General features: G+C 66.6%; 16 protein-coding genes and 1 pseudogene. 9 read left to right on the forward strand and 8 right to left on the reverse strand.

Translation table 11 applies throughout. The features are described from left to right. Positions 1-157 precede the first annotated feature (157 nt). Positions 158-1,174 carry an LLM class flavin-dependent oxidoreductase gene (locus tag DWA33_RS24240; RefSeq protein ID WP_114361042.1) on the reverse strand — a complete coding sequence of 339 codons (1,017 nt, stop codon included), beginning with the start codon at positions 1,172-1,174 and terminating at the stop codon, positions 158-160. 409 nt (positions 1,175-1,583) lie between these two features. Between DWA33_RS24240 and metF the strand changes: the two genes are divergently transcribed. From metF to metH, 3 genes are all read left to right on the forward strand, one after another. Then, complete coding sequence (gene metF / locus DWA33_RS24245; RefSeq protein WP_114361057.1) at positions 1,584-2,471, forward strand: methylenetetrahydrofolate reductase [NAD(P)H]; 888 nt, start codon at positions 1,584-1,586, stop codon at positions 2,469-2,471. An 83-nt stretch (positions 2,472-2,554) separates the two neighbouring features. Further along, positions 2,555-2,956 (forward strand): endonuclease domain-containing protein, encoded by a 402-nt coding sequence (locus DWA33_RS24250; RefSeq protein WP_114361043.1) that lies wholly within the window; start codon positions 2,555-2,557, stop codon positions 2,954-2,956. Positions 2,957-2,967: 11 nt separating this feature from the next. Further along, positions 2,968-6,849: a methionine synthase gene (gene metH, locus DWA33_RS24255; protein ID WP_114361044.1), complete on the forward strand. Its 3,882-nt coding sequence runs from the start codon at positions 2,968-2,970 to the stop codon at positions 6,847-6,849. A gap of 795 nt (positions 6,850-7,644) precedes the next feature. Here metH and DWA33_RS24260 read toward each other — a convergent pair. The 7 genes and pseudogenes from DWA33_RS24260 to glpK form a co-directional block, all read right to left on the reverse strand. Next, positions 7,645-8,667: pseudogene (locus tag DWA33_RS24260) on the reverse strand (methyl-accepting chemotaxis protein); the annotation flags it as partial. 212 nt (positions 8,668-8,879) lie between these two features. Then, complete coding sequence (locus DWA33_RS24265) at positions 8,880-9,701, reverse strand: MCP four helix bundle domain-containing protein (RefSeq protein ID WP_167443279.1); 822 nt, start codon at positions 9,699-9,701, stop codon at positions 8,880-8,882. Between the two features lie 37 nt (positions 9,702-9,738). Further along, entirely contained in the window at positions 9,739-10,512 is a 774-nt protein-coding gene (locus DWA33_RS24270) for a carbonic anhydrase (protein WP_114361047.1), read from the reverse strand. 420 nt (positions 10,513-10,932) lie between these two features. Then, a complete protein-coding gene (locus DWA33_RS24275) occupies positions 10,933-11,565 on the reverse strand; it encodes a glutathione S-transferase family protein (RefSeq protein ID WP_114361048.1) in 633 nt (210 codons plus the stop codon). Between the two features lie 141 nt (positions 11,566-11,706). Next, positions 11,707-11,970, reverse strand: coding sequence for a DUF2442 domain-containing protein (locus tag DWA33_RS24280; protein WP_047310091.1), 264 nt, complete (start codon positions 11,968-11,970; stop codon positions 11,707-11,709). Further along, positions 11,951-12,187: a DUF4160 domain-containing protein gene (locus DWA33_RS24285; protein WP_047310092.1), complete on the reverse strand. Its 237-nt coding sequence runs from the start codon at positions 12,185-12,187 to the stop codon at positions 11,951-11,953. The genes DWA33_RS24280 and DWA33_RS24285 overlap by 20 nt, the downstream gene beginning before the upstream one ends. Before the next feature lie 18 nt (positions 12,188-12,205). Next, positions 12,206-13,708: a glycerol kinase GlpK gene (gene glpK / locus DWA33_RS24290; protein WP_114361049.1), complete on the reverse strand. Its 1,503-nt coding sequence runs from the start codon at positions 13,706-13,708 to the stop codon at positions 12,206-12,208. A gap of 196 nt (positions 13,709-13,904) precedes the next feature. Between glpK and DWA33_RS24295 the strand changes: the two genes are divergently transcribed. The 6 genes from DWA33_RS24295 to DWA33_RS24325 all read left to right on the forward strand — a co-directional run bounded on the left by DWA33_RS24295 (position 13,905) and on the right by DWA33_RS24325 (position 20,498). After that, on the forward strand, positions 13,905-14,489 hold the full coding sequence (locus DWA33_RS24295; RefSeq protein WP_114361050.1) for an ANTAR domain-containing response regulator: 585 nt from the start codon (positions 13,905-13,907) through the stop codon (positions 14,487-14,489). Between the two features lie 184 nt (positions 14,490-14,673). After that, a complete protein-coding gene (locus DWA33_RS24305) occupies positions 14,674-15,834 on the forward strand; it encodes a CmpA/NrtA family ABC transporter substrate-binding protein (protein ID WP_114361052.1) in 1,161 nt (386 codons plus the stop codon). A gap of 18 nt (positions 15,835-15,852) precedes the next feature. Next, positions 15,853-16,293, forward strand: a complete 441-nt coding sequence (locus tag DWA33_RS24310; protein WP_114361053.1) for a globin domain-containing protein — start codon at positions 15,853-15,855, stop codon at positions 16,291-16,293. Positions 16,294-16,650: 357 nt separating this feature from the next. Continuing rightward, positions 16,651-17,073: a globin family protein gene (locus DWA33_RS24315; protein ID WP_114361054.1), complete on the forward strand. Its 423-nt coding sequence runs from the start codon at positions 16,651-16,653 to the stop codon at positions 17,071-17,073. Positions 17,074-17,112: 39 nt separating this feature from the next. After that, positions 17,113-18,885 (forward strand): NirA family protein, encoded by a 1,773-nt coding sequence (locus DWA33_RS24320; RefSeq protein ID WP_114361055.1) that lies wholly within the window; start codon positions 17,113-17,115, stop codon positions 18,883-18,885. Beyond that, positions 18,882-20,498, forward strand: a complete 1,617-nt coding sequence (locus DWA33_RS24325; RefSeq protein ID WP_114361056.1) for a sulfite reductase subunit alpha — start codon at positions 18,882-18,884, stop codon at positions 20,496-20,498. The genes DWA33_RS24320 and DWA33_RS24325 overlap by 4 nt, the downstream gene beginning before the upstream one ends. Positions 20,499-20,656: the final 158 nt, after the last annotated feature.

Raw genomic sequence — 20,656 nt, forward strand, 5'->3', positions numbered from 1 at the left:
TCGTACTCGGCCATCAGAAACCGCCATTTCTGGATGTAATTCCGCTCGATCGTCCGGTCGAAACTGTTGTCGCGCATCGAAGCCTCCCTGATGGGTGGATTCGATCACCGAATTATTGAACTTGCACAGCAATGACGGTGCTTGAGACGAGAGCGAACTACGCCGCTGCCTTCTGCAACTCGAACGCGTCGGCCAGCAGGCTGTAGCTCCGCTTGCGGGCTTCGTGATCGTAGACCGCGGTGATCACCATCAGCTCGTCGGCGTGGCTCGCGGTGATCAGCGGCTGCAAAGCCTGGCGCACCGTCGCCGGGCTGCCGACGAACAGCCGCGAGCGATTGCGCGCGATCGAGGCACGGTCGGCCTCGGTGTACGGATAGGACAGTGCCTCTTCGACACTCGGCAGCGGCACGTAGCGGCCGCGGTCGCGCAACAGGCGGCTGAGATCCATCGAGCTCGCCAGCCGCTCCGCGTCCACGTCGGTGTCGGCGACCACGGCGGCGACGGCGAGAATGCCGTGCGGAGTCGATCGCCAGCGCGTCGGCTTGAAGTTCGCCCGATAATGCGTCAGCGCCTCGACCGCATCGTGCGAGGCGAAGTGATGCGCGAACGCGAAGCCCATGCCGACCTGCGCGGCGAGCTCGGAGCTGTAGTCGCTGGAGCCGAGCAGCCAGATCGGCGGCAGCGGCGTATCGTCAGGCATCGCCACCACGTTGTTGTAGGGATGGCCGGGCGGAAAGCCCCGCGTCTCCCACAGCGTCAGCTCCTGCAGCCGCTCCAGGAAATCGTCGCCTTCGCGAATATCGAGCCGGCGGCGCAATGCATACATCGTCGCCTGATCGGTGCCAGGCGCGCGGCCGATGCCGAGATCGATCCGACCGGGAAACAACGCCTCCAGCATCTTGAAGCGCTCGGCCACCACAAGCGGCGCGTGGTTGGGCAGCATCACGCCGCCGGAGCCGACGCGAATGCGTTCGGTCACAGCGGCGATCTGCCCAATCATGATGTCCGGCGCAGGACTCGCCACCGACGGCAGATTGTGATGCTCGGCCAGCCAGTAGCGCACATAACCCAGCGAATCCGCATGGCGCGCGAGGTCGATCGAGTTGCGCAACGCCGTCGCCGGCGGTGTGCCGGTGGTGACGACGGACAGATCAAGGATCGAGAGCGGCAGCATTCGCATAACCTAGTGCGCGACCGAGGCAGGTGCAAAGGTATTGGGCTAGGCAATTTGGCGATGTGCTGCCCCAGGACTTCATAGTGGGCAGAACGACTTTACCTGCACTAGGACCTTAGGCATACGGCCGCATCCGGATCGCTGCACTGCACACAACCCGCTGACCCCTCGATGGATTTTGAAGCGGCGCTGATGCGCATCCTGCCCACAATCTGATATAATTCATCCCGACCCAACGCCAAAATCGACCGTTTTGGGCAACTTCCCAAACCGATATCGTCCAAAGTGGGCTGGCTGCCGAGGGCAGTTCGGCCTAATTTAACGTGGTTGGTGGAGGTTCTTGGCCGTTGGGCAGCCGCACCTGCGCCTATCAATGCCCGAACCGCCTTTCGAACTGGATGACCTTCAGATGAGCGACCTGCCGCAGCAGCTTCCAGCGATTTCCTTCGAGTTCTTCCCGCCGAAGACCGAGGAGATGGAGCGCAATCTGTGGCAGGCGATCAGCCGGCTGGCGCCGCTGCACCCGAGCTTCGTTTCCGTCACCTATGGGGCCGGCGGCTCCACCCGGGAACGCACCCATGCCACCATCGCGCGCATTCTGAAAGAAACCGATCTGACGCCGGCTGCACATCTGACCTGCGTCGACGCTCCTTGTGCCGATGTCGACGAGGTGGTGACGCGGTATCACGACATCGGCGTCCGGCACATCGTGGCGCTGCGCGGCGATCCGACCACCGGCCTCGGTGGCACCTACACGCCGCACCCGCAGGGCTATCGCAGCTCGGCCGACCTCGTCGCCTCGATCAAGCGGCGCTATCCGGACATCGACGTTACGGTGTCGGCCTATCCGGAGAAGCATCCGGAGAGCACCGGCTTCGACGCCGATCTCGACATCCTCAAGGCGAAGGTCGACGCCGGCGCCACCCGCGCCATCACCCAGTTCTTCTTCGATAACGACCTGTACTTCCGCTACCTCGACCGCGTCCGCGCCCGCGGCATCGACATCCCGATCGTGCCGGGCATTCTGCCGGTGCAGAACTTCAAGCAGGCCGCCGGCTTCGCCGCCCGCGCCGGCGCCAGCGTGCCGGACTGGCTGGCCAAGCAGTTCGAAGGGCTCGACGACGATCCCGACACCCGCAAGCTGGTGGCCGCGACCGTCGCCGCCGGCCAGGTGCACAAGCTCGCCAAGCACGGCGTGAGCAACTTCCACTTCTACACCATGAACCGCGCCGACCTGGTGTTCGCCATCAGCCATCTGCTGGGCTTCCGGCCGCAGCCGGCAAGGCAAGCCGCGTGAATTTGCAACTGAACTCTCCACGCGCACAGCGCGCTCCCTCTCCCCTTTGGGGAGAGGGTTGGGGTGAGGGGGCACAGGCGCCCATGATCATCCGCACCACACGTACACCAATGGCAAGGCGCCTGCGGGCTCAGCCGACGCAGGCTGAAACGTTGCTGTGGCGCCGTCTGCGTAATCGCCAACTCGATGGCTGGAAATTCAGGCGCCAATTCCCGATCGACCGATTTGTCGTCGACTTCTGCTGCACCGAAGCGCGGCTCGTCATCGAACTCGACGGCGGACAACATGGACAGCAGACCGAGCAAGATGCGGCGCGGACGGAAGTACTCTCCGCGATGGGCTATCTGGTCGTTCGGTTCTGGAACAACGACGTGCTGTCGAACATCGACGGCGTGCTCGAAACGATTGCTCGAACGATCAGACCGCATGCGTTCGATCCCCCTCACCCCAGCCCTCTCCCCGAAGGGGAGAGGGAGCCGCGCTGAGTAGCTTGCAAATGTCGACTTCCAAAAGCCCGATCGCCGATCGTCTTCATGCCCTCGCCGCGCAGCGCATTCTTGTGCTCGACGGCGCGATGGGGACGATGATTCAGCAGCTGCAGTTCGACGAGGCTGCGTTCCGCGGGATGCGGTTCAAGGACTTCCACCGCGACCTGCGCGGCAACAACGATCTGTTGATCCTGACCCAGCCGCAGGCGATCGAGGACATCCACGCGCAGTACCTGCGCGCCGGCGCCGACATCGTCGCGACCAACACCTTCTCCTCGACTTCGATCGCGCAGGCCGACTACGACATGTCGGATCTCGCTTACGAGATGAGCCGCGACGGCGCCCGCCTCGCCCGCAATGCCGCCGCCAAAGTCGAAGCCGAGGACGGCAAGCCGCGCTTCGTCGCCGGCGCGATTGGCCCGACCAACCGCACCGCCTCGATCTCGCCCGACGTCGCCAATCCCGGCTACCGCGCGGTGACGTTCGACGATCTGCGCATCGCCTATGCCGAGCAGATCAACGGCCTGCTCGACGGCGGCGCCGACATCCTGCTGCTGGAAACCATCTTCGATACGCTGAACGCCAAGGCGGCGCTGTACGCCATCGCCGAAATCACCGAGGCCCGCGGCATCGACGTGCCGGTGATGATCTCCGGCACCATCACCGACAAATCCGGCCGCCTGCTGTCCGGCCAGATGCCCGAAGCATTCTGGAATTCGGTGCGGCACGCCAAGCCGCTCACTATCGGCTTCAACTGCGCGCTCGGCGCCAAGGATCTGCGCGCCCACATCGCCGATATCAGCCGCGTCGCCGATACGCTGGTCTGCGCCTATCCCAACGCCGGCCTGCCCAACGAATTCGGCCAGTACGACGAGAGCCCGGAGTACATGGCTGGTCTCGTCGGCGAGTTCGCCGAAGCCGGCCTCGTCAACATCGTCGGCGGCTGCTGCGGCACCACGCCGGCCCACATTAAGGCGATCGCCGAAGCCGTCGCGCCGCACAAGCCGCGCGTGATCCCGACCATCGAGCCGCGGCTGCGGCTCTCGGGCCTCGAGCCGTTCGAGCTGACCGCGGCCATTCCGTTCGTCAATGTCGGCGAGCGCACCAACGTCACCGGCTCGGCGAAATTCCGCAAACTGATCACCGCCGGCGACTACGCGAGCGCCCTGCAGGTGGCGCGCGACCAGGTCGAGAACGGCGCCCAGATCATCGACGTCAACATGGACGAAGGGCTTCTCGATTCCGAAGCCGCGATGGTCACCTTCCTCAACCTCGTCGCCGCCGAGCCGGACATCGCCAAGGTGCCGGTGATGGTGGACTCGTCGAAGTTCAACGTCATCGAGGCCGGGCTGAAGTGCCTGCAGGGCAAGCCGGTGGTGAACTCGATCTCGCTGAAGGAAGGCGAGGACAAGTTCCTGCACGAAGCCAGGATCGCGCGCCGCCACGGCGCCGCGGTGGTGGTGATGGCGTTCGACGAGACCGGCCAGGCCGACACCTACGCGCGCAAGACCGAGATCTGCAAACGCGCCTACGACATCCTGGTCGACCGCGTCGGCTTCCCGCCGGAAGACATCATCTTCGATCCGAACATCTTCGCGATCGCCACCGGTCTCGAAGAGCACAACAATTACGGCGTCGACTTCATCGAGGCGACGCGCTGGATCCGTCAGAACCTGCCGCACGCGCATGTGTCGGGCGGCGTCTCCAATCTCTCCTTCTCGTTCCGCGGCAACGAGCCGGTGCGTGAGGCGATGCACTCGGTGTTCCTGTATCACGCCATCAAGGCCGGCATGGACATGGGCATCGTCAATGCCGGGCAGATGATCGTGTATGACGACATCGATCCCGAGCTGCGCCAGGTGTGCGAGGACGTCATCCTCAACCGCGACCCGGGTGCGTCCGAGCGGCTTCTGGCGCTCGCCGACAAATATCGCGGCCAAGGCAAGCAGCAGAAGGAACAGGACCTCGCCTGGCGTTCGTGGCCGGTCGAGCAGCGGCTCAGCCACGCGCTGGTGCACGGCATCACCGAGTTCATCGAAACTGACACTGAGGAAGCACGGGCCAAGGCCGAGCGGCCGCTGCACGTCATCGAAGGTCCGCTGATGGCCGGCATGAACGTGGTCGGTGACCTGTTCGGCGACGGCAAGATGTTCCTGCCGCAGGTGGTGAAGTCGGCCCGCGTGATGAAGCAGGCGGTCGCCTATCTGATGCCGTTCATGGAGGAGGAGAAGGCGCGCAATCTCGCCGCCGGGACCGATCTCGGCGAGCGCTCCTCCGCCGGCAAGATTGTGCTCGCCACCGTCAAGGGCGACGTCCACGACATCGGCAAGAACATCGTCGGCATCGTGCTCCAGTGCAACAATTTCGAGGTGATCGACCTCGGCGTGATGGTGCCGGCCGCCAAGATCATCGAGACCGCGAAGGCCGAGAACGCCGATATCATCGGCCTGTCCGGGCTGATCACGCCGTCGCTCGACGAGATGAGCTTCCTCGCCGGCGAGCTGCAGCGGAGCGGCTTTGACATTCCGCTGCTGATCGGCGGCGCGACGACGAGCCGTGTCCACACCGCGGTGAAGATCGACCCGGCCTATCCCGCCGGCAGCGTGGTGCACGTCAACGACGCCAGCCGTGCGGTCGGCGTCGCCTCTTCGCTGCTGTCGAAGGACAAGGGCGCCGCCTATGCGGCGGAGATTCGCGCCGACTACGCCAAGATCTCGGCCGCGCATCACCGCGCCCAGGCCGACAAGAAGCGGCTGACGCTCGCCGCCGCGCGCGCCAACGCCACCAGGATCGATTGGGCCGCGACCAAGCCGGTCAAGCCCTCCTTCGTCGGCACCCGGAGCTTCAGCAGCTATTCGCTCGCCGAACTGGTCGACTACATCGACTGGACGCCGTTCTTCCAGGCCTGGGAGCTCGCCGGACGCTTCCCTGCGATCCTCGACGACAGCGTGGTCGGCGAAGCCGCAACGGCGCTGTATGCCGACGCCCGCAAGATGCTGGACCGCATCGTCACCGAGAACTGGTTCACCGCCAACGCGACGATCGGGTTCTGGCCGGCGAATGCGCAAGGCGACGACATCCTGGTCTATGCGGATGAAGCGCGCACCACGCCGATCGCCACGCTGCACAGCCTGCGCCAGCAGCTCGACAAGCGCGAAGGCCGCGCCAACGCCGCGCTCAGCGACTTCATCGCGCCGGTTGCGAGCGGTGTCGCCGACTATATCGGCGGCTTCGTGGTCACCGCCGGCATCGGCGAGGACGTGATCGCCGACAAGTTCAAGGCCGAGCGCGACGACTACTCGTCGATCATGGTCAAGGCGCTGGCCGATCGTCTTGCCGAAGCCTTCGCCGAGCGGATGCACGCCCGCGTCCGCCGCGAGTTCTGGGGCTATGCGCCGGATGAGACCCTGTCGGCGGACGATCTGATCCTGGAGAAGTATCAGGGCATCCGCCCCGCGCCCGGCTATCCGGCGCAGCCCGACCACACCGAGAAGGCGACGCTGTTCGAACTGCTCGACGCCGAAGCCTCCGCCGGCGTGACGCTGACCGAGAGCTTTGCGATGTGGCCGGGCTCGTCGGTGTCGGGACTGTATTTCAGCCATCCGCAGAGCGCCTATTTCGGCGTCGGCAAGATCGAACGCGACCAGGTCGAAGACTACGCCGCCCGCAAGGGCTGGGACGTCGCCACCGCCGAACGCTGGCTGGCACCGGTGCTGAACTACATCCCATCGCGCAGCACGGGCGCCACCGATGAAACCGGCATGCCGCCGCTGGCGCCGCAAGCCGATGCTCCGCTGTCGGCCGACGACGCCGCGCTGGCCTCGCACCCGCAGGGCTGCACCTGCGCGCTGCATCTGGCGTGGCGCAAGCAGAAGGTCGCGGCGAAGTAACTGCGGCGGACTTCTTGCAGGCGTGATCGCCTGCGTAAGCCGCCGTCACCGCCTCCGCGCCATCGCCTACCTCGGCCGTCGTCCCCCGCGCAGGCGGGGGACCCAGTATGGCAGAGAGCGCGTAGTGAGCCTTAAGCGATGCAGCGGGCGCTCTGGGATACTAGGTCGCCCGAACAGCCGGGCGATGACGGTGGAAGTCGGGCGAGCGCGTGCGTGATCGCGAGGCTCGTCGCGAGCTTCGGCTCGAACTGCGTTGTTCCGATTCAGCCTGTCAAACAGCCACGCCGCTACGTTCTCGCGGCTGCGCTGAGCCCGAGGTTTGCGCCCGTCGCTATCACAGCGAGGGGCGGGGGCGCGCCGCTTGGCGCAAAGTTGGTGGTTGGTCGCGATGGCTTGCGATCCATCGCGCATCGCCTTACGGCGCGCCCACCAGCGGCGATCTTTTGGCGTCGGGACCGTTCTTCCGGGCGCGGGGAGCACGGGGATTTCTCCCGCCTCGTTCCGTCCCGTCCAGCCTCGCGATGGGCAGCCGCTCATAGTAGCGGCGGACGGCGACCTTCTGCCTCCCGGACGAAGTGGGTGCGAACCACCTCGCGCAGGACGCCGCGTCAGGCTCGGCGCCGCTGCACCCTGCAGCTTCGCCAAACCCTCACCGGCCGGTCTCCCGGCCGACGATCTGTCCCGCTTCCAAGCGCCCTCGAGAAGCGCCCCTCACGGACAGGACGATGCGGACTATAGTCCTTGTAGGAATATTGTCAAGAGATGATCCACGAACGCTTGCGGGTGCGCGGCCGGTCAGGCTGCCCGCACCGTCGACAGGAAGGTCGCGACCTGCTGCTGAAGGACGTTGCTGTCGCGCGACAGCGACTGGGCCGCCGACAGCACCTGTCCCGAGGCCGAGCCGGTCTCGGTAGCACCGCGCTGCACCTCGACGATGTTGGCCGACACCTCCTGCGTCCCGATCGCCGCCTGCTGGATGTTGCGGGAGATCTCCTGCGTCGCGGCGCCCTGTTCCTCGATCGCCGAAGCGATCGTCGAGGCGATCTCCGACATCTTGGCGATGGTGGTGCCGATCTCGCGGATCGCGACCACCGACTGGTCGGTCGCCGACTGGATGCCGCTGATCTGCGCGCTGATCTCGCCGGTCGCCTTGGCGGTCTGCTCGGCCAGCGCCTTGACCTCGGCCGCGACCACCGCGAAGCCGCGGCCGGCTTCGCCGGCCCGTGCCGCTTCGATCGTGGCGTTGAGCGCCAAGAGGTTGGTCTGTCCGGCGATCTGATTGATCAGTTCGACGACATCGCCGATCCGCGCGGCCGCCGCCGACAACTCGCTGACCTGCGCGTTGGTTTGCTGCGCCTGCGTCACCGCCTCGGTGGCGATCCGCGAGGACTCCTGGACCTGTCGGCTGATTTCGTTGACCGACGACGCCATCTCCTCGGTCGCCGAGGCCACCGAGTTGACGTTGGTCGAGGCTTCCTCGGACGCCGCCGCGACCGCGGTGGTGACAGACTGGGCGCGCTCCGCCGTCGCGGTCAGCGTCGTCGCCGACGCCTCCAGTTCGGTCGAAGCCGACGACACCGTCTGCACGATCTCGCCGACCGCGCCCTCGAACTGATCCGCAAGCCGGATCATCTCCTGCTTGCGGATCAGCGCCGCCTGACGATCCTGCTCTGCCTTGGCTTCGGCTTCCGCACGGGCCTTCTGCTCGGCCTTGACCTTGAAGGTCTCGACCGCCTGCGCCATGTCGCCGACCTCGTCGCCGCGGCCGAGGCCCGGCAGCACGACGGCAAAATTGCCGTCGGCGAGTTCGCGCATGCCGGCGCACAGCCCGACCACCGGCTTGGAGATCGCGCGGCCGATCAGCCAGGCGAGAACGACACCGAGTACCAGGCTGCCGATCGCCAGCAAAGCCACCAGCCGCTCGGTCGTGGCGATCAGATCGCTGGTCTCGTGCTCGATCTGCTTCTCCTCGGCCACACCCGAGGCCTTGATGGCTTCAGCGTCCGCGGTCACCTCCCGCGCCAGCCTGGTCATCTCGCCGTTGCCGAGCAGTTCGATCTCATGGGCGTTGTGCGCGGCACCTGATGATACGCCTCCGAGTACTTCTCGACGTTGGCATTGACGTCGGCGAACAGGGTGCGGACCTCGGGATCGACGATCGACGCGGAGAACGCCGCCATCGCCTGCTTGAGCGCCGCAAGGGCTTTCTCAGCACCGTCGGCCGAACTCTGCTCGTGGCGGCCGAGCAGCTTGTTGACGTTGAGGCGGACCAGCAGCAACTGCTTCAGCGCCTCGCCGGCCAGCACCAAGCTGTTGGAGTTGCCCGACTTGGTCATCGACAGCGCCTGCATTTCTTCGATCTCGACGCGCGACTTGGCGCCGAGCGGATCGAGTACCTCGCGGACCAGCCTGTCCTGCCCCTGCCGCAACGCGATCAGCTTGTCGAAATCGGCACCGTACTTCTTGAACGCCTGGTCCAGTTCGACCAGCTTGTGGTGACGCTCCGGATTCTTGGTCTCGGCCAAAGCCTGCTGGATCGCCTGGGCGAGCGCAGGCTGCCGCTTCTTGGCTTCCTGCATCTCGGCCTCGCTGCCGGTCAGCGAATATTCGCGAACCAAGCGACGATAGCCGACGAAGCCGCGTTCGATCTCGCGCGCCATGCCGACGACGCCGACCCGCTGATTGAACGTCTGGAAGCCGTCGCTGACCTTGCTGAAGCCGCGATACGACATCACCGCAAGGACCGCGGTCAAGGCCAGCACCAAGGCGAAGCCCAGCATGACCTTGGTGTTGATGCGGCGGTTGGTGAAGAGCCCGAACAGGCCGGAAGTTGCGGAGGGGGCTGAAGACATCGTCATGACCTTGGTGTCTAACCTCAATCGGGGCTGATCAGGAGGCGTCGATCAGGAAGCGGCGGTTGCGCCGCTGCGCCGGCCGCGCGTTGTTCGGGAACAGCGCCGCGAAACGCTGGATCTGGGCCGGCGACAGTTCGATCGGCTCCTTGAACACCGTCCAAGTGAGCCCCTCCGAACACGGCGGCGTCGTCAGCGAGCCCATGTAGCGGAAGAAGCCGCCGCTCGTGGGTAGCACCGCGGCAGGTTCAATCGTGCCGTTGGCGCGCAGTTCGGCGCCGGCCTTCGCCGGAAGCTGATCGAACACGCCCTTCAGCGCCGCATTCTCGGCGCCGGGCCGGATCAGCACGCCGGTCACCGCCAGCGTCCCGCTCGCGGATTTGTGGACGAAGTGGCATTCCATCTCGAAGCGCTTGCCGGCCATCAGATGCTCGCTCGGATGGTGGAAGTGAAACTGCAGCAGCTCGTAGCGCACACCGTCGACGGTGCAGGACGAGCCCGGATCGGCGTTGACCTGGATGGTGTGGCCGTTGTTGACGATGCGCAGCGGCATCGGCTTGTAGTCGTGCCGGGCGGTGCCGGGCTCTCCCTTGATGCCGCCGACGAGATCGATCGGGGTCTGCTCGGCGCCGAGACGGCAGACCTTGTAGTCTGACTGCAGATCGCCCCATTTGTCCGGCGCGCCCTCGCCCTCGTAGCTCCAGTGCACCCCGCCGCCGTGACCGGCGCCCTCGGCGAAGCTCGCGCCGGCCGCCGCGCAGCAGCCGCACGCCAAGAGACCTTTCAAGAGCGACCTGCGATCGACCGACATGATTCAACACCCTCGTTTCGACGCCGCGTCTGCGCGACCATCGCGCGCGCCGGCGCCGCGCTTCTAGTTTTTGAACAGCCGCCCGCTCAACGCGAAGTTCTACCGGAACGGCCCGGGAGCTGGAGGCATCGTTAAACGCTCGCCCGGACTCACCTGCGAAACTCCTCGACCCGATTTCATCGATCTTAGGAATTCCGCCCGATGTGCAGGCGCGCGACCGCATCGCGCGCCGCCCTCGAACGGCCGGATAGTTCCATGCAGGGAACTAACAATCCGTTTGTCTAACTGCGTACCGTAGGCCGAAGGCCGCCCGCACGATTACGTAGCACCTCGTACAACTACGCATCGGCTTTCAGGAGGGCGGTGCTGATCGGCAGCGACCGACCGTCGTGCGGATCGTGGCGCGCCGACCGGCGCGCGCTATTCGGGCGACGGCGGGAGCAGCGGCTGGACGATCTCGCGAAACGCCGGCAGGGCTTCGCAGCGCGCCGCATGGGCCGCGAGCGCGGGATGGCGCGCGGCATCGAACAGATGCGGATGCGCCTCGCCGGTGAAGCGCAGCACGCAGGCGACCGCGATATCGGCGTGGCCGATGGTGTCGCCGAACCAGAACGGCGTCGCGATCGCGGCGCGTTGCGCCTCCAGCACGTCGAGCACACTGCCGATCTGCGCCTCGCAGCGCGCGACCCAGACGTCGGATTGCTGCTGGCGCAGCACCCGCTCGTAGACCAGGCTGACCGCCTTGTCGCCAAGCCCGGTCGCCAGCGCGCAGACTTTCAGCACCTGCCGCCGCGCCGATCCGCTCTCCGCGATCATGGCCATGGCAGGCCCGACCAGTTCGTCGAGATAATCCAGGATCGCGTTGCTCTCGATCAGCACCTCGCCATCGTCCAGCACCAGCGTCGGCACCCGGCGCAGCGGATTGAACGGCGCGATCCTGTCGGCAGCGCCGAACGTCGACCACGGCCAATGCTCGAACGGCAACTCATACAGCCGCAGCGCGAGCGCGACGCGGCGCACGAAGGGGGAGTCGTATTGGCCGATCAGGATCATCGCGGGCACCGTGGGGTTAATACAGCATAATCGTCGCCCGGCTGCCGGTGCGGCTCAAGCGCGAAATAGCCGACGGTGCTCGGCGAGGACGTCATGACGTGGCGTGCTTGGGCAATGACGCGCCACTCGTCCGCCTCTGCGCTAAGCTTGTGAAGCGCGTGTCGCAGATCGACCGCGTAGCATGCCTGCAATGCCGAGGTCTTCGTCGAGCTCCGGCCAGTGAATGCCCATCGGCATCAACTCGAAATTGGTGCGCGCCGTCGCGGACGCGTGTAGCAGGCTGGGGTACCAATCGAGCGGCGTTGCGATCCGCCGGCCATCGGCGAGCGTCACGACGAGTTCGTCCGCGGTGAACTCCACCGCAACCGGTCTGATGTCACCGACATCAATTTCCAAAGTGCTCATGCCACTTGCCTTCCAGCAACTCACGATGCGCGCGGAGGTGACGAAGAATAGCGCCGATCTCGTGAGCGGGAAATCCCGCATTCACCGCAATCGAGAGATCGTGCAACCAGAACTTGGCTTCGCTGTTGCCGGCTCGGACATGCACGTGAGCAGGTTCTCCGGATTCATTCGAGTAGAAGAACGCCCGGTACGGCCCCCAGCGCAGCACGGTCGGCATTGCGACGAAGCTCCCCTGTCACTCCCCCTCATCCGTCGCCAGCAGACCCTTCACCGCCCTGCTCCATCCCGCCAGTTTGCGCTCGCGCGTCGCTGCGCTCATGGCGGGGCGGAAGCGGTGGTCGAGGCGCCAGTTGTCGGCGAATTTCTGCGGTTCGGGATAGACGCCGGCTGAGAGGCCGGCGAGATACGCGGCGCCGAGCGCGGTGGTTTCCTGGATCACCGGGCGATCCACGGGAGCATCGAGCAGATCGGCGAGGCGCTGCATGGTCCAGTCGGAGACGGTCATGCCGCCGTCGACGCGCAGCACGGTGGTGGCGACGTCGGCGTCCGGCCAATCGGCGCGCATCGCCGCCCACAGGTCGAAGGTCTGGTAGCACACGCTCTCCAGCGCTGCGTGGGCAAGCTCCGCCGGGCCGGTGTTGCGCGTCAGGCCGAACAGCGCGCCGCGGACGCGCGGATTCCAATACGGCGCGCCCATGCCGACGAACGCCGGCACCAGATACACGCTCTGCGCCGAATCCGATCTATCGGCGAGCGGGCCGGTCTCGGAGGCGTGCTTGATCACGCCGAGGCCGTCGCGCAGCCACTGCACCGCGCTGCCGGCGACGAAGATCGAACCTTCCAGCGCGTAGGTGCGCTTGCCGTCGAGCTGATAGGCCACCGTGGTCAGCAGCTTGTTGTTCGACTTCACCGGCGTCGTACCGGTGTTGAGCAGCGCGAAGCAGCCGGTGCCGTAGGTCGACTTGATCATGCCAGGGGTGAAGCAGGCCTGGCCGATGGTCGCGGCCTGCTGGTCGCCGGCGATGCCGCGGATCGCGATCGAGCCGCCGAACAGCTCCGGCACGCTGTCGCCGAAATGCGCCGAGGAATCCTTGACCTCCGGCAGCATCGAGCGCGGCACGCCGAGCAACTTGAGAAGCTCGTCGTCCCAGGCGCCATCATGAATATTGAAAAGCAGCGTGCGCGACGCATTGGTGGCGTCGGTGGCGTGGACCTTGCCGCCGGTCAGCCGCCACAGCAGATAGCAATCGACGGTGCCGAACTTCAGCTCGCCGCGTTCGGCGCGGGCCCGCGCGCCGGGCACGTTGTCGAGCAGCCAGGCGACCTTGGTGCCGGAGAAATACGGATCGATGATCAGCCCGGTCTTGGCGGTGATCATCGGCTCCAGCCCCTCGGCCTTCAGCCGGGTGCAGAACTCCGCGGTGCGGCGATCCTGCCAGACGATGGCGCGGTGGATCGCCTGGCCGGACACCGCGTCCCACACCACCACGGTCTCGCGCTGGTTGGTGATGCCGATCGCGGCGATGTCGGCGGCGGTGGCGCCGGCCTTGTCCATCGCGGCGCGGCAGGTGGCGATGGTCGTCGCCCAGATATCCTCGGGCTCGTGCTCGACCCAGCCGGACGCCGGGAAATGCTGCGGGAATTCCTGCTGCGCGGAGGCCGCGATCGAAATGTCGGAGCGGAACAGAATCGCCCGCGACGAGGTGGTGCCCTGATCGATGGCCATGACGAAAGGCATCAGCGTTCTTCCCCGGAAGATGGATGACGACAGCGGTTTTGCCCCACCCCACCCGATCGCGGTTTCGCCGTCAATATCGGCCGCGGCCGACGCCCGTTCGATCCTCGAACGCACGCGGCGCAATCAATCCGCTTCAATTGCCGACCGGGATATGGTTTGTGCTGCTATCCACCTTCCGCAGGTACCGCCGCCCGTGATGGACCACTCGCTCAGCATCGTCATCGTCGATGAGAACCCGGTTCGCGCCGCGATTCTCACCGAGGGCCTGCGCGAGGCGGGGATGACAGATATCACCCATCTCGAAGGCACCACCAACCTTCTGGCGCGGATTTACCAGATCGACCCGGACGTGATCCTGATCGACCTCGAGAACCCCAGCCGTGACATGCTGGAGCAGATGTTCCAGGTCAGCCGGATCGTGAAGCGGCCGATCGCGATGTTCGTCGACCAGAGCGACACCGCTTCGATCCAGGCCTCGGTCGATGCCGGCGTTTCCGCCTACATCGTCGACGGGCTGAAGAAGGAGCGGATGAAGCACATTCTCGATCTGTGCATCTCGCGCTTCAACGCCTTCGCCAAGCTGGAAACCGAGCTGAGCAACGCCCGCTCGGCGCTGGAGGACCGCAAGGTGATCGACCGCGCCAAGGGCATCCTGATGAAGGCCAAGGGCCTCACCGAGGAACAGGCCTACGTGCTGCTGCGCTCGACCGCGATGAACGAGAAGAAGAAGATCGCCGAGATCGCCCAGTCGGTGATCACGGCTTCGGAGATGCTGAAATGATGCGTCGCGCCATCAATACCATCCTCTCCGCGCGTCATGGCCGGGCTCGTCCCGCCTGCGCGGCCGAAGCCGCTCCGGCGCGGCGAAGGCCCGGCCATCCACGCCTTTCTCGGGTTGCCGTCAGCAAGGCGTGGATGCCCGGCACAAGGCCGGGCATGACGAGTGGAACGCTGGAGCGCCTGACATGAGCGAGCGCCTGCGCATCGGATTCATCCCGCTGGTCGACGCCGCCGCGCTGATCGTCGCCGCCGACAAGGGGTTCTGCGCCGCCGAGGGGTTGGACGTCGAGCTGGTGCGCGAGATCTCCTGGGCCAATGTCCGCGACAAGTTCAACATCGGGATGTTCGACGCCGCGCATCTGCTCGCGCCGCTGGCGGTCGCCTCCAGCCTCGGCATCGGCCACGTCAAGGTGCCGGTGATCTCCGGCTTCGGCCTCGGCGTCAACGGCAATGCCATCACGGTGTCGCCGGATCTGCACGCCGCGATCGTCGCGATGGCCGACGGCGACGTCGCCGATCCGGTCGTCTCGGCGCGCGCGCTGGCGCGGGTCGTCGCCGGGCGCAAAGCCAAGGGACAGGAGCCGCTGACCTTCGGCATGACCTTCCCGTTCTCCAGCCACAATTACGATCTGCGATTCTGGATGGGCGCAGGCGGCGTCGATCCGGACGAGGATGTGCGGCTGGTGGTGCTGCCGCCGCCGTTCATGGTCGAGAGTCTGGCCAGCAACCACCTCGATGGCTTCTGCGTCGGCGCGCCGTGGAATTCGGTGGCGATCGATCTCGGCATCGGCACCATCCTGCATTTCACCAGCGAGCTGTTCCAGCGCGCCGCCGAGAAGATGCTGACGGTGCGGGCGAGCTGGGCCGCGCAGCATCCCGACGTGCTGCAGGCCTTGATCCGCGCCCATGTCCGCGCCGCCGACTACATCGAGGACGTCGCCAATCGCGACGAGGTTTGCGCCTTGCTCACCGCGCCGGGCCGGATCGAGGTGACGCCGGAGCTGATCCGCCGCACCCTCGACGGCCGGCTCAAGGTCGCGGCCGACGGCACGATCCGCGCGACCGCCCGCTATCTGCTGGTCGGGCGCGAAGCCGCGGCGCGGCCCGATCCGGTGCAGGGCGCCTGGAATTACGCCCAGATGGTGCGCTGGGGCCAGGCCCCGCTGTCGGCCGATCTGCTCGCCGCCGCCAAGGCGGTGTTCCGGCCGGATCTGTATGACGCCGCCGTCGGCACGGCTCCTGCATTGCCGGCGGCACCCGCCGACGGCATCGGCGAGTGCACCGGCGGCGCGTTCGATCCCGACGACATCGCCGGCTATCTGGCGCGGATGACGATCCGGCGCTGAGGCTGAACGAGATCCGCGATGAAGAGACTCGCAACCCTGACCGCCGCCGACATTCAACGGGTTCAGGCCTCGTTCGACCTGATGTGGCCGCGCTCGACCGAGATGGCCGATCAGTTCTACGCGCGCCTGTTCGAGATCGCACCCGACAGCCGGGCGCTGTTTCGCAGCGACATGACCCGGATGAAGGACAAGTTCATCTCGACCCTGGCGGTGCTGGTCGGAAGCCTCGACAATCTCACCGGGCTGTACGCGGTCGCCGGCAAGCTCGCGGTCGACCACACCCGCTACGGCGTCCGTCCCGATCACTACGCGCCGGTCGGCGAGGCGCTGCTCTGGAGCCTCGGCCGCCAACTCGCCGGGTTCTGGAACGACGACGTCGAGCAGTCCTGGCGCAAGGTCTATGCGGTGATCTCGGCGCGGATGATCGGCGCCGCCTATCCGGACCACGGCCCCGCCTGATCGGCGCTGCGCTGCACATTTCATCGCCATGCTGCTCAGCCGGACGGCGGCGCGCGGTGACTCGCGCGACCGCGGGGCGGCGCCGCGGTCAGACGCCAAGCTCCTGAAAAACCGGACAAATCATCCTGCTGCCAACGGTTGGCACAGATTTCGCTCTACTGATCTGTGCGGGATGCCGGTGGGGCGTCCTGGCGTCATCGAAACTCCGACAGCACCGCCGCTGTCCTGGTCTCGCTCCGCGAGCAACCAGGCAGCGGCTTTTTTCGTCGGTTCGAGGCGCCCTGTGCAAAGGGGATTGGTCGATGCAGCGCTTGGTGTACGGATGTCGGGGAGACCACATCGCAACCAAGGACCGTGATGACGCCGCAGGCGATCGCATTGGTACAACAGAGCTTCGCGCGGCTGACGCCGATCTCGGACGAGACCGCGGCGCTGTTCTACGCGCGGCTGTTCGCGACCGCGCCGGAGCTGCGACCGCTGTTTCACGGCGACATGCGCCGGCAGGGCAAGAAGCTGATGAGCACGCTGAACGTGGTGGTGACCGGGCTGACCGATCTCGCCACCATCCTGCCGGCCACCGGGCGGCTGGCGCGGCTGCACATCGCTTATGGCGTCAGCGCCGCCGACTACACGCCGTTCGGCGCGGCGCTGCTGTGGACGCTGGAGCAGGAATTCGGCGCCGACTGGACGCCGGAGCTGGCGGCGGCCTGGCGCGAGGCCTATGCGATGCTGTCGGACGCGATGACGGCGGCGGCTTCCGGCGACACCGCGCCGAGCTGACCGCCCTGCCCCTCCTCGTGCCGGCGGCGTGAGGCGGCGATGGGCAGCGAATTCTCGGTCGACCAGAAGCGCTATCTCGAAGGCTTCGCCACCGGCGTCACCGCGGCGCGCGCCGCGCGCGGCAGCTTGCCGGCCGGCGGTGCGGCACCGCCGAGCGGCCCGGACGCGATCCACCTGGCTGCACAGGACCGCGTCACCGCGGCGGGCAAGAAGCTCAACGACCAGGAGAAGTGGAAGCGCGAGCAGCATCCGTTCGAAGCCTACGTGCGGCTGAAGCAGCAGGCACGCGACAACGCGGCCCCGAAGCCGCCGGACAATTTCCGCTGGCGCTACTATGGGCTGTTCTACGTCGCGCCGGCGCAGACCTCGTATATGTGCCGCCTGAGGATTCCGAACGGCATCCTGAGTTCGTGGCAGATGGCCGGCCTCGCCGATCTCGCCGACATCCTCGCCGGCGGCTACGCGCATGTGACGACGCGCGCCAATCTGCAGATGCGCGAGATCGCGCCGAAGGATGCGGTGAAGCTGCTGCAGGGCATCGAGAGCCTGGGGCTGTGGGCGCGCGGCTCCGGCGCCGACAACATCCGCAACGTCACCGGCTCGGCGACCGCCGGGATCGATCCGCAGGAGCTGATCGATACAAGGCCCTACGCCCGCGACTGGCACTTCCACATCCTCAACGAACGCGCGCTGTTCGGGCTGCCGCGTAAGTTCAACGTCGCGTTCGACGGCGGCGGGCTGATCCCGACGCTGGAAGACACCAACGACATCGCATTCCAGGCGGTGCAGATCGCGGACGGCCACGGCGTCGCGCCCGGCGTGTACTTCCGTCTCGCCCTCGGCGGCATCACCGGCCACAGGGATTTTGCCCGCGACACCGGCGTGATCGTGGCGGCCGAGGAGGCGACCGAGGTCGCGGACGCGATCGTGCGGGTGTTCATCGAGCACGGCGATCGCACCGACCGCAACAAGGCGCGGCTGAAATATGTGCTCGATGCGTTCGGCTTCGACAAGTACTTGGAGCTTGTGGAGGACAAACTCGGCCGCAAGCTGATCCGGGTGCCGGCCGAGGCGGCGGCGCCGCGGCCTGCGCAGGACCGCACCGCCCATCTCGGCGTGCATCGGCAGCAACAGGCCGGGCTGAACTGGATCGGCGTCCGGCTCGCGACCGGGCATCTGACTTCGGCGCAGATGCGCGGCCTCGCCGAGATCGCGCGCAGCTTCGGCGACGGCGATCTGCGGCTGACGGTGTGGCAGAATCTGTTGATCTCCGGCGTGCCGGATGCGCGGGTGGCGGATGCCTCCGCCGCGATCGAGACGCTGGGCCTCGCGATCACCGCCTCGCCGCTGCGCGCCGGTCTCGTCGCCTGCACCGGTGCCAGCGGCTGCCGATTCGCCGCCGCCCACACCAAAGAGACCGCGGAAGCGATCGCGCAGCATTGCGAGCCGCGCGTTGCGCTCGACAGTCCGATCAACATTCACCTCACCGGCTGTCATAACTCCTGCGCGCAGCACTTCATCAGCGACATCGGCCTGATCGGCGCCAAGGTGGCGATCTCGGATGAGGACAGCGTCGAAGGCTTTCATATCCATGTCGGTGGCGGCTTCGGCTCAGAGGCGGCGATCGGCACCGAGGTGCTGCGCGACGTCAAGCAGGACGACGCGCCGCGCGTGATCGAGCACATGCTGCAGACCTATTTGGCCCATCGCACGTCGCCGGCGGAGAGTTTCCTCGCTTTCGTCCGCCGCCACGATGCGGCGGCGCTGCAGCACCTGTTCGCCTTTGAGCAATCACCGGAGACCGTGGCATGAGCCCGAACCTGCCGCCGCCCATCCCGCTGCTGGTGCCGGAGACCGCACCGTTCTCCGAGGAGCAACGCGCCTGGCTCAACGGCTTCTTCGCCGGCCTGGTGTCGCTCGATGGGCAAGGCGTCACCGCGCTGTCGCCCGATCAGGCCGCCGCACTGCTCGCCGGCGATGCGCCCGCGGCCGAAGACGATGACGGCGGTACGCCGTGGCACGACCAGAGCCTGCCGATCGGAGAGCGGATGCAGCTCGCGGAGGGCAAGCCGCTGCGCTGGAAGCTGATGGCCGCGATGGCGCAGCAGGATTGCGGTCAGTGCGGCTACGACTGTCGCAACTACTCGGGCGCGATCTTCGACGGCAAGGAGACGCGGCTCAATCTGTGCGCCCCCGGCGGCAAGGACACCGCGCGGATGGTGAAGACGCTGGCCGAACAGATCGGCGCTGCGCCGACGCTGGATAGCGCGCCCTCGCTCGCCGCCGACGTCGCGCCGGTGGCTGCGCTGCCGCCGCGCGGCACCTCGCGCGACAATCCGGCGACCGCCAAAGTGCTGTCGCGGACGCGGCTCAACAAGCCGGGCTCGGAGAAGGAAACCTGGCACGTCGAGTTCGAGCTGGAGGATTGTCTGAGCTATGAGGCCGGCGATTCGTTCGGACTGTTTCCGACCAACGATCCGGCGCTGGTCGATTCGATCATCGCGGCGCTGGGCCCACCGGCGGAGTTGCCGATTCTGCAATCGACGCTGCGGCAGACGCTGCTCGACAGCGTGTCGCTGGCGCCGGCGCCCGACACGCTGTTTCAATTGATCAGCTACATCACCGGCGGCGACAAGCGGAAGAAGGCGCGCGCGCTCGCCAGCGGCGAAGATCCCGACGGCGACGCGGCGACACTCGACGTCCTCGCCGCGCTGGAGAAATTCCCCGGTCTCCGCCCCGATCCGGAAGCATTCATCGAGGCCCTCGATCCACTGCAGCCGCGGCTGTACTCGATCTCGTCGTCGCCCAAGACGGCACCGGGGCGGCTGACGCTGACGGTCGATTGCGTGCGCTACCAGGTCGGCAAGCGGCAGCGGCTCGGCGTCTGCTCCACCGGTCTCGCCGAGCGGGTGCAGCCGGGCGAGACGCTGCGCGCCTATGTGCAGAAGGCCCATAATTTCGCGCTGCCGTCGGACCCGCACCGGCCGATCATCATGATCGGGCCGGGCACCGGCGTCGCTCCATTCCGGGCCTTCCTGCACGAGCGCCGGGCGATCCAGGCACCCGGCAAGAACTGGCTGTTCTTCGGGCATCAACGCTCGGCGACGGACTTCTTCTACGAGGACGAATTGAAGGCGATGAAGAACGCCGGCCATTTGACCCGGCTGACGCTGGCGTGGTCGCGCGACAGCGGCGAGAAGATCTACGTCCAGGACCGGATGCGCGAGGTCGGCCGCGACCTGTGGAGCTGGCTCACCGACGGCGCCAGCCTCTACGTCTGCGGCGACGCCAAGCGCATGGCCAAGGACGTCGAACGCGCATTGGTCGACATCGTCGCCCAGCACGGCGCCCGATCGGCCGCAGAGGCGACGGCGTTCGTGTCCGAACTGAAGAAGCAGGGCCGCTATCAGCAGGACGTGTATTGAGGCGAGCTGCAGACAACAAAAAACGCCGCCTCGGTTTTGAGGCGGCGTTTTTGTTTGATGGGACATCGTGGTGTTTGAGGATCTCTTGTTCTTTGCAGGCCTGGCGGCGACCTACTCTCCCGCGTCTTGAGACGGAGTACCATTGGCGCTGAGGAGTT

Source organism: Rhodopseudomonas pentothenatexigens (assembly GCF_900218015.1).
GTDB classification, from domain to species: Bacteria; Pseudomonadota; Alphaproteobacteria; order Rhizobiales; family Xanthobacteraceae; genus Rhodopseudomonas; species Rhodopseudomonas pentothenatexigens.

Coding starts and splice junctions, on each gene's coding strand:
- DWA33_RS24305 (WP_114361052.1), top strand. CDS start 14,674: ATGAGCGAGCGCCTGCGCATCGGATTCATCCCGCTGGTCGACGCCGCC.
- DWA33_RS24320 (WP_114361055.1), top strand. CDS start 17,113: ATGGGCAGCGAATTCTCGGTCGACCAGAAGCGCTATCTCGAAGGCTTC.
- DWA33_RS24310 (WP_114361053.1), top strand. CDS start 15,853: ATGAAGAGACTCGCAACCCTGACCGCCGCCGACATTCAACGGGTTCAG.
- DWA33_RS24275 (WP_114361048.1), bottom strand. CDS start 11,565: ATGATCCTGATCGGCCAATACGACTCCCCCTTCGTGCGCCGCGTCGCG.
- DWA33_RS24325 (WP_114361056.1), top strand. CDS start 18,882: ATGAGCCCGAACCTGCCGCCGCCCATCCCGCTGCTGGTGCCGGAGACC.
- metF (WP_114361057.1), top strand. CDS start 1,584: ATGAGCGACCTGCCGCAGCAGCTTCCAGCGATTTCCTTCGAGTTCTTC.
- DWA33_RS24295 (WP_114361050.1), top strand. CDS start 13,905: ATGGACCACTCGCTCAGCATCGTCATCGTCGATGAGAACCCGGTTCGC.
- DWA33_RS24285 (WP_047310092.1), bottom strand. CDS start 12,187: ATGCCGACCGTGCTGCGCTGGGGGCCGTACCGGGCGTTCTTCTACTCG.
- metH (WP_114361044.1), top strand. CDS start 2,968: ATGTCGACTTCCAAAAGCCCGATCGCCGATCGTCTTCATGCCCTCGCC.
- DWA33_RS24250 (WP_114361043.1), top strand. CDS start 2,555: ATGATCATCCGCACCACACGTACACCAATGGCAAGGCGCCTGCGGGCT.
- DWA33_RS24240 (WP_114361042.1), bottom strand. CDS start 1,174: ATGCTGCCGCTCTCGATCCTTGATCTGTCCGTCGTCACCACCGGCACA.
- DWA33_RS24315 (WP_114361054.1), top strand. CDS start 16,651: ATGACGCCGCAGGCGATCGCATTGGTACAACAGAGCTTCGCGCGGCTG.
- DWA33_RS24265 (WP_167443279.1), bottom strand. CDS start 9,701: ATGTCTTCAGCCCCCTCCGCAACTTCCGGCCTGTTCGGGCTCTTCACC.
- glpK (WP_114361049.1), bottom strand. CDS start 13,708: ATGCCTTTCGTCATGGCCATCGATCAGGGCACCACCTCGTCGCGGGCG.
- DWA33_RS24280 (WP_047310091.1), bottom strand. CDS start 11,970: ATGAGCACTTTGGAAATTGATGTCGGTGACATCAGACCGGTTGCGGTG.
- DWA33_RS24270 (WP_114361047.1), bottom strand. CDS start 10,512: ATGTCGGTCGATCGCAGGTCGCTCTTGAAAGGTCTCTTGGCGTGCGGC.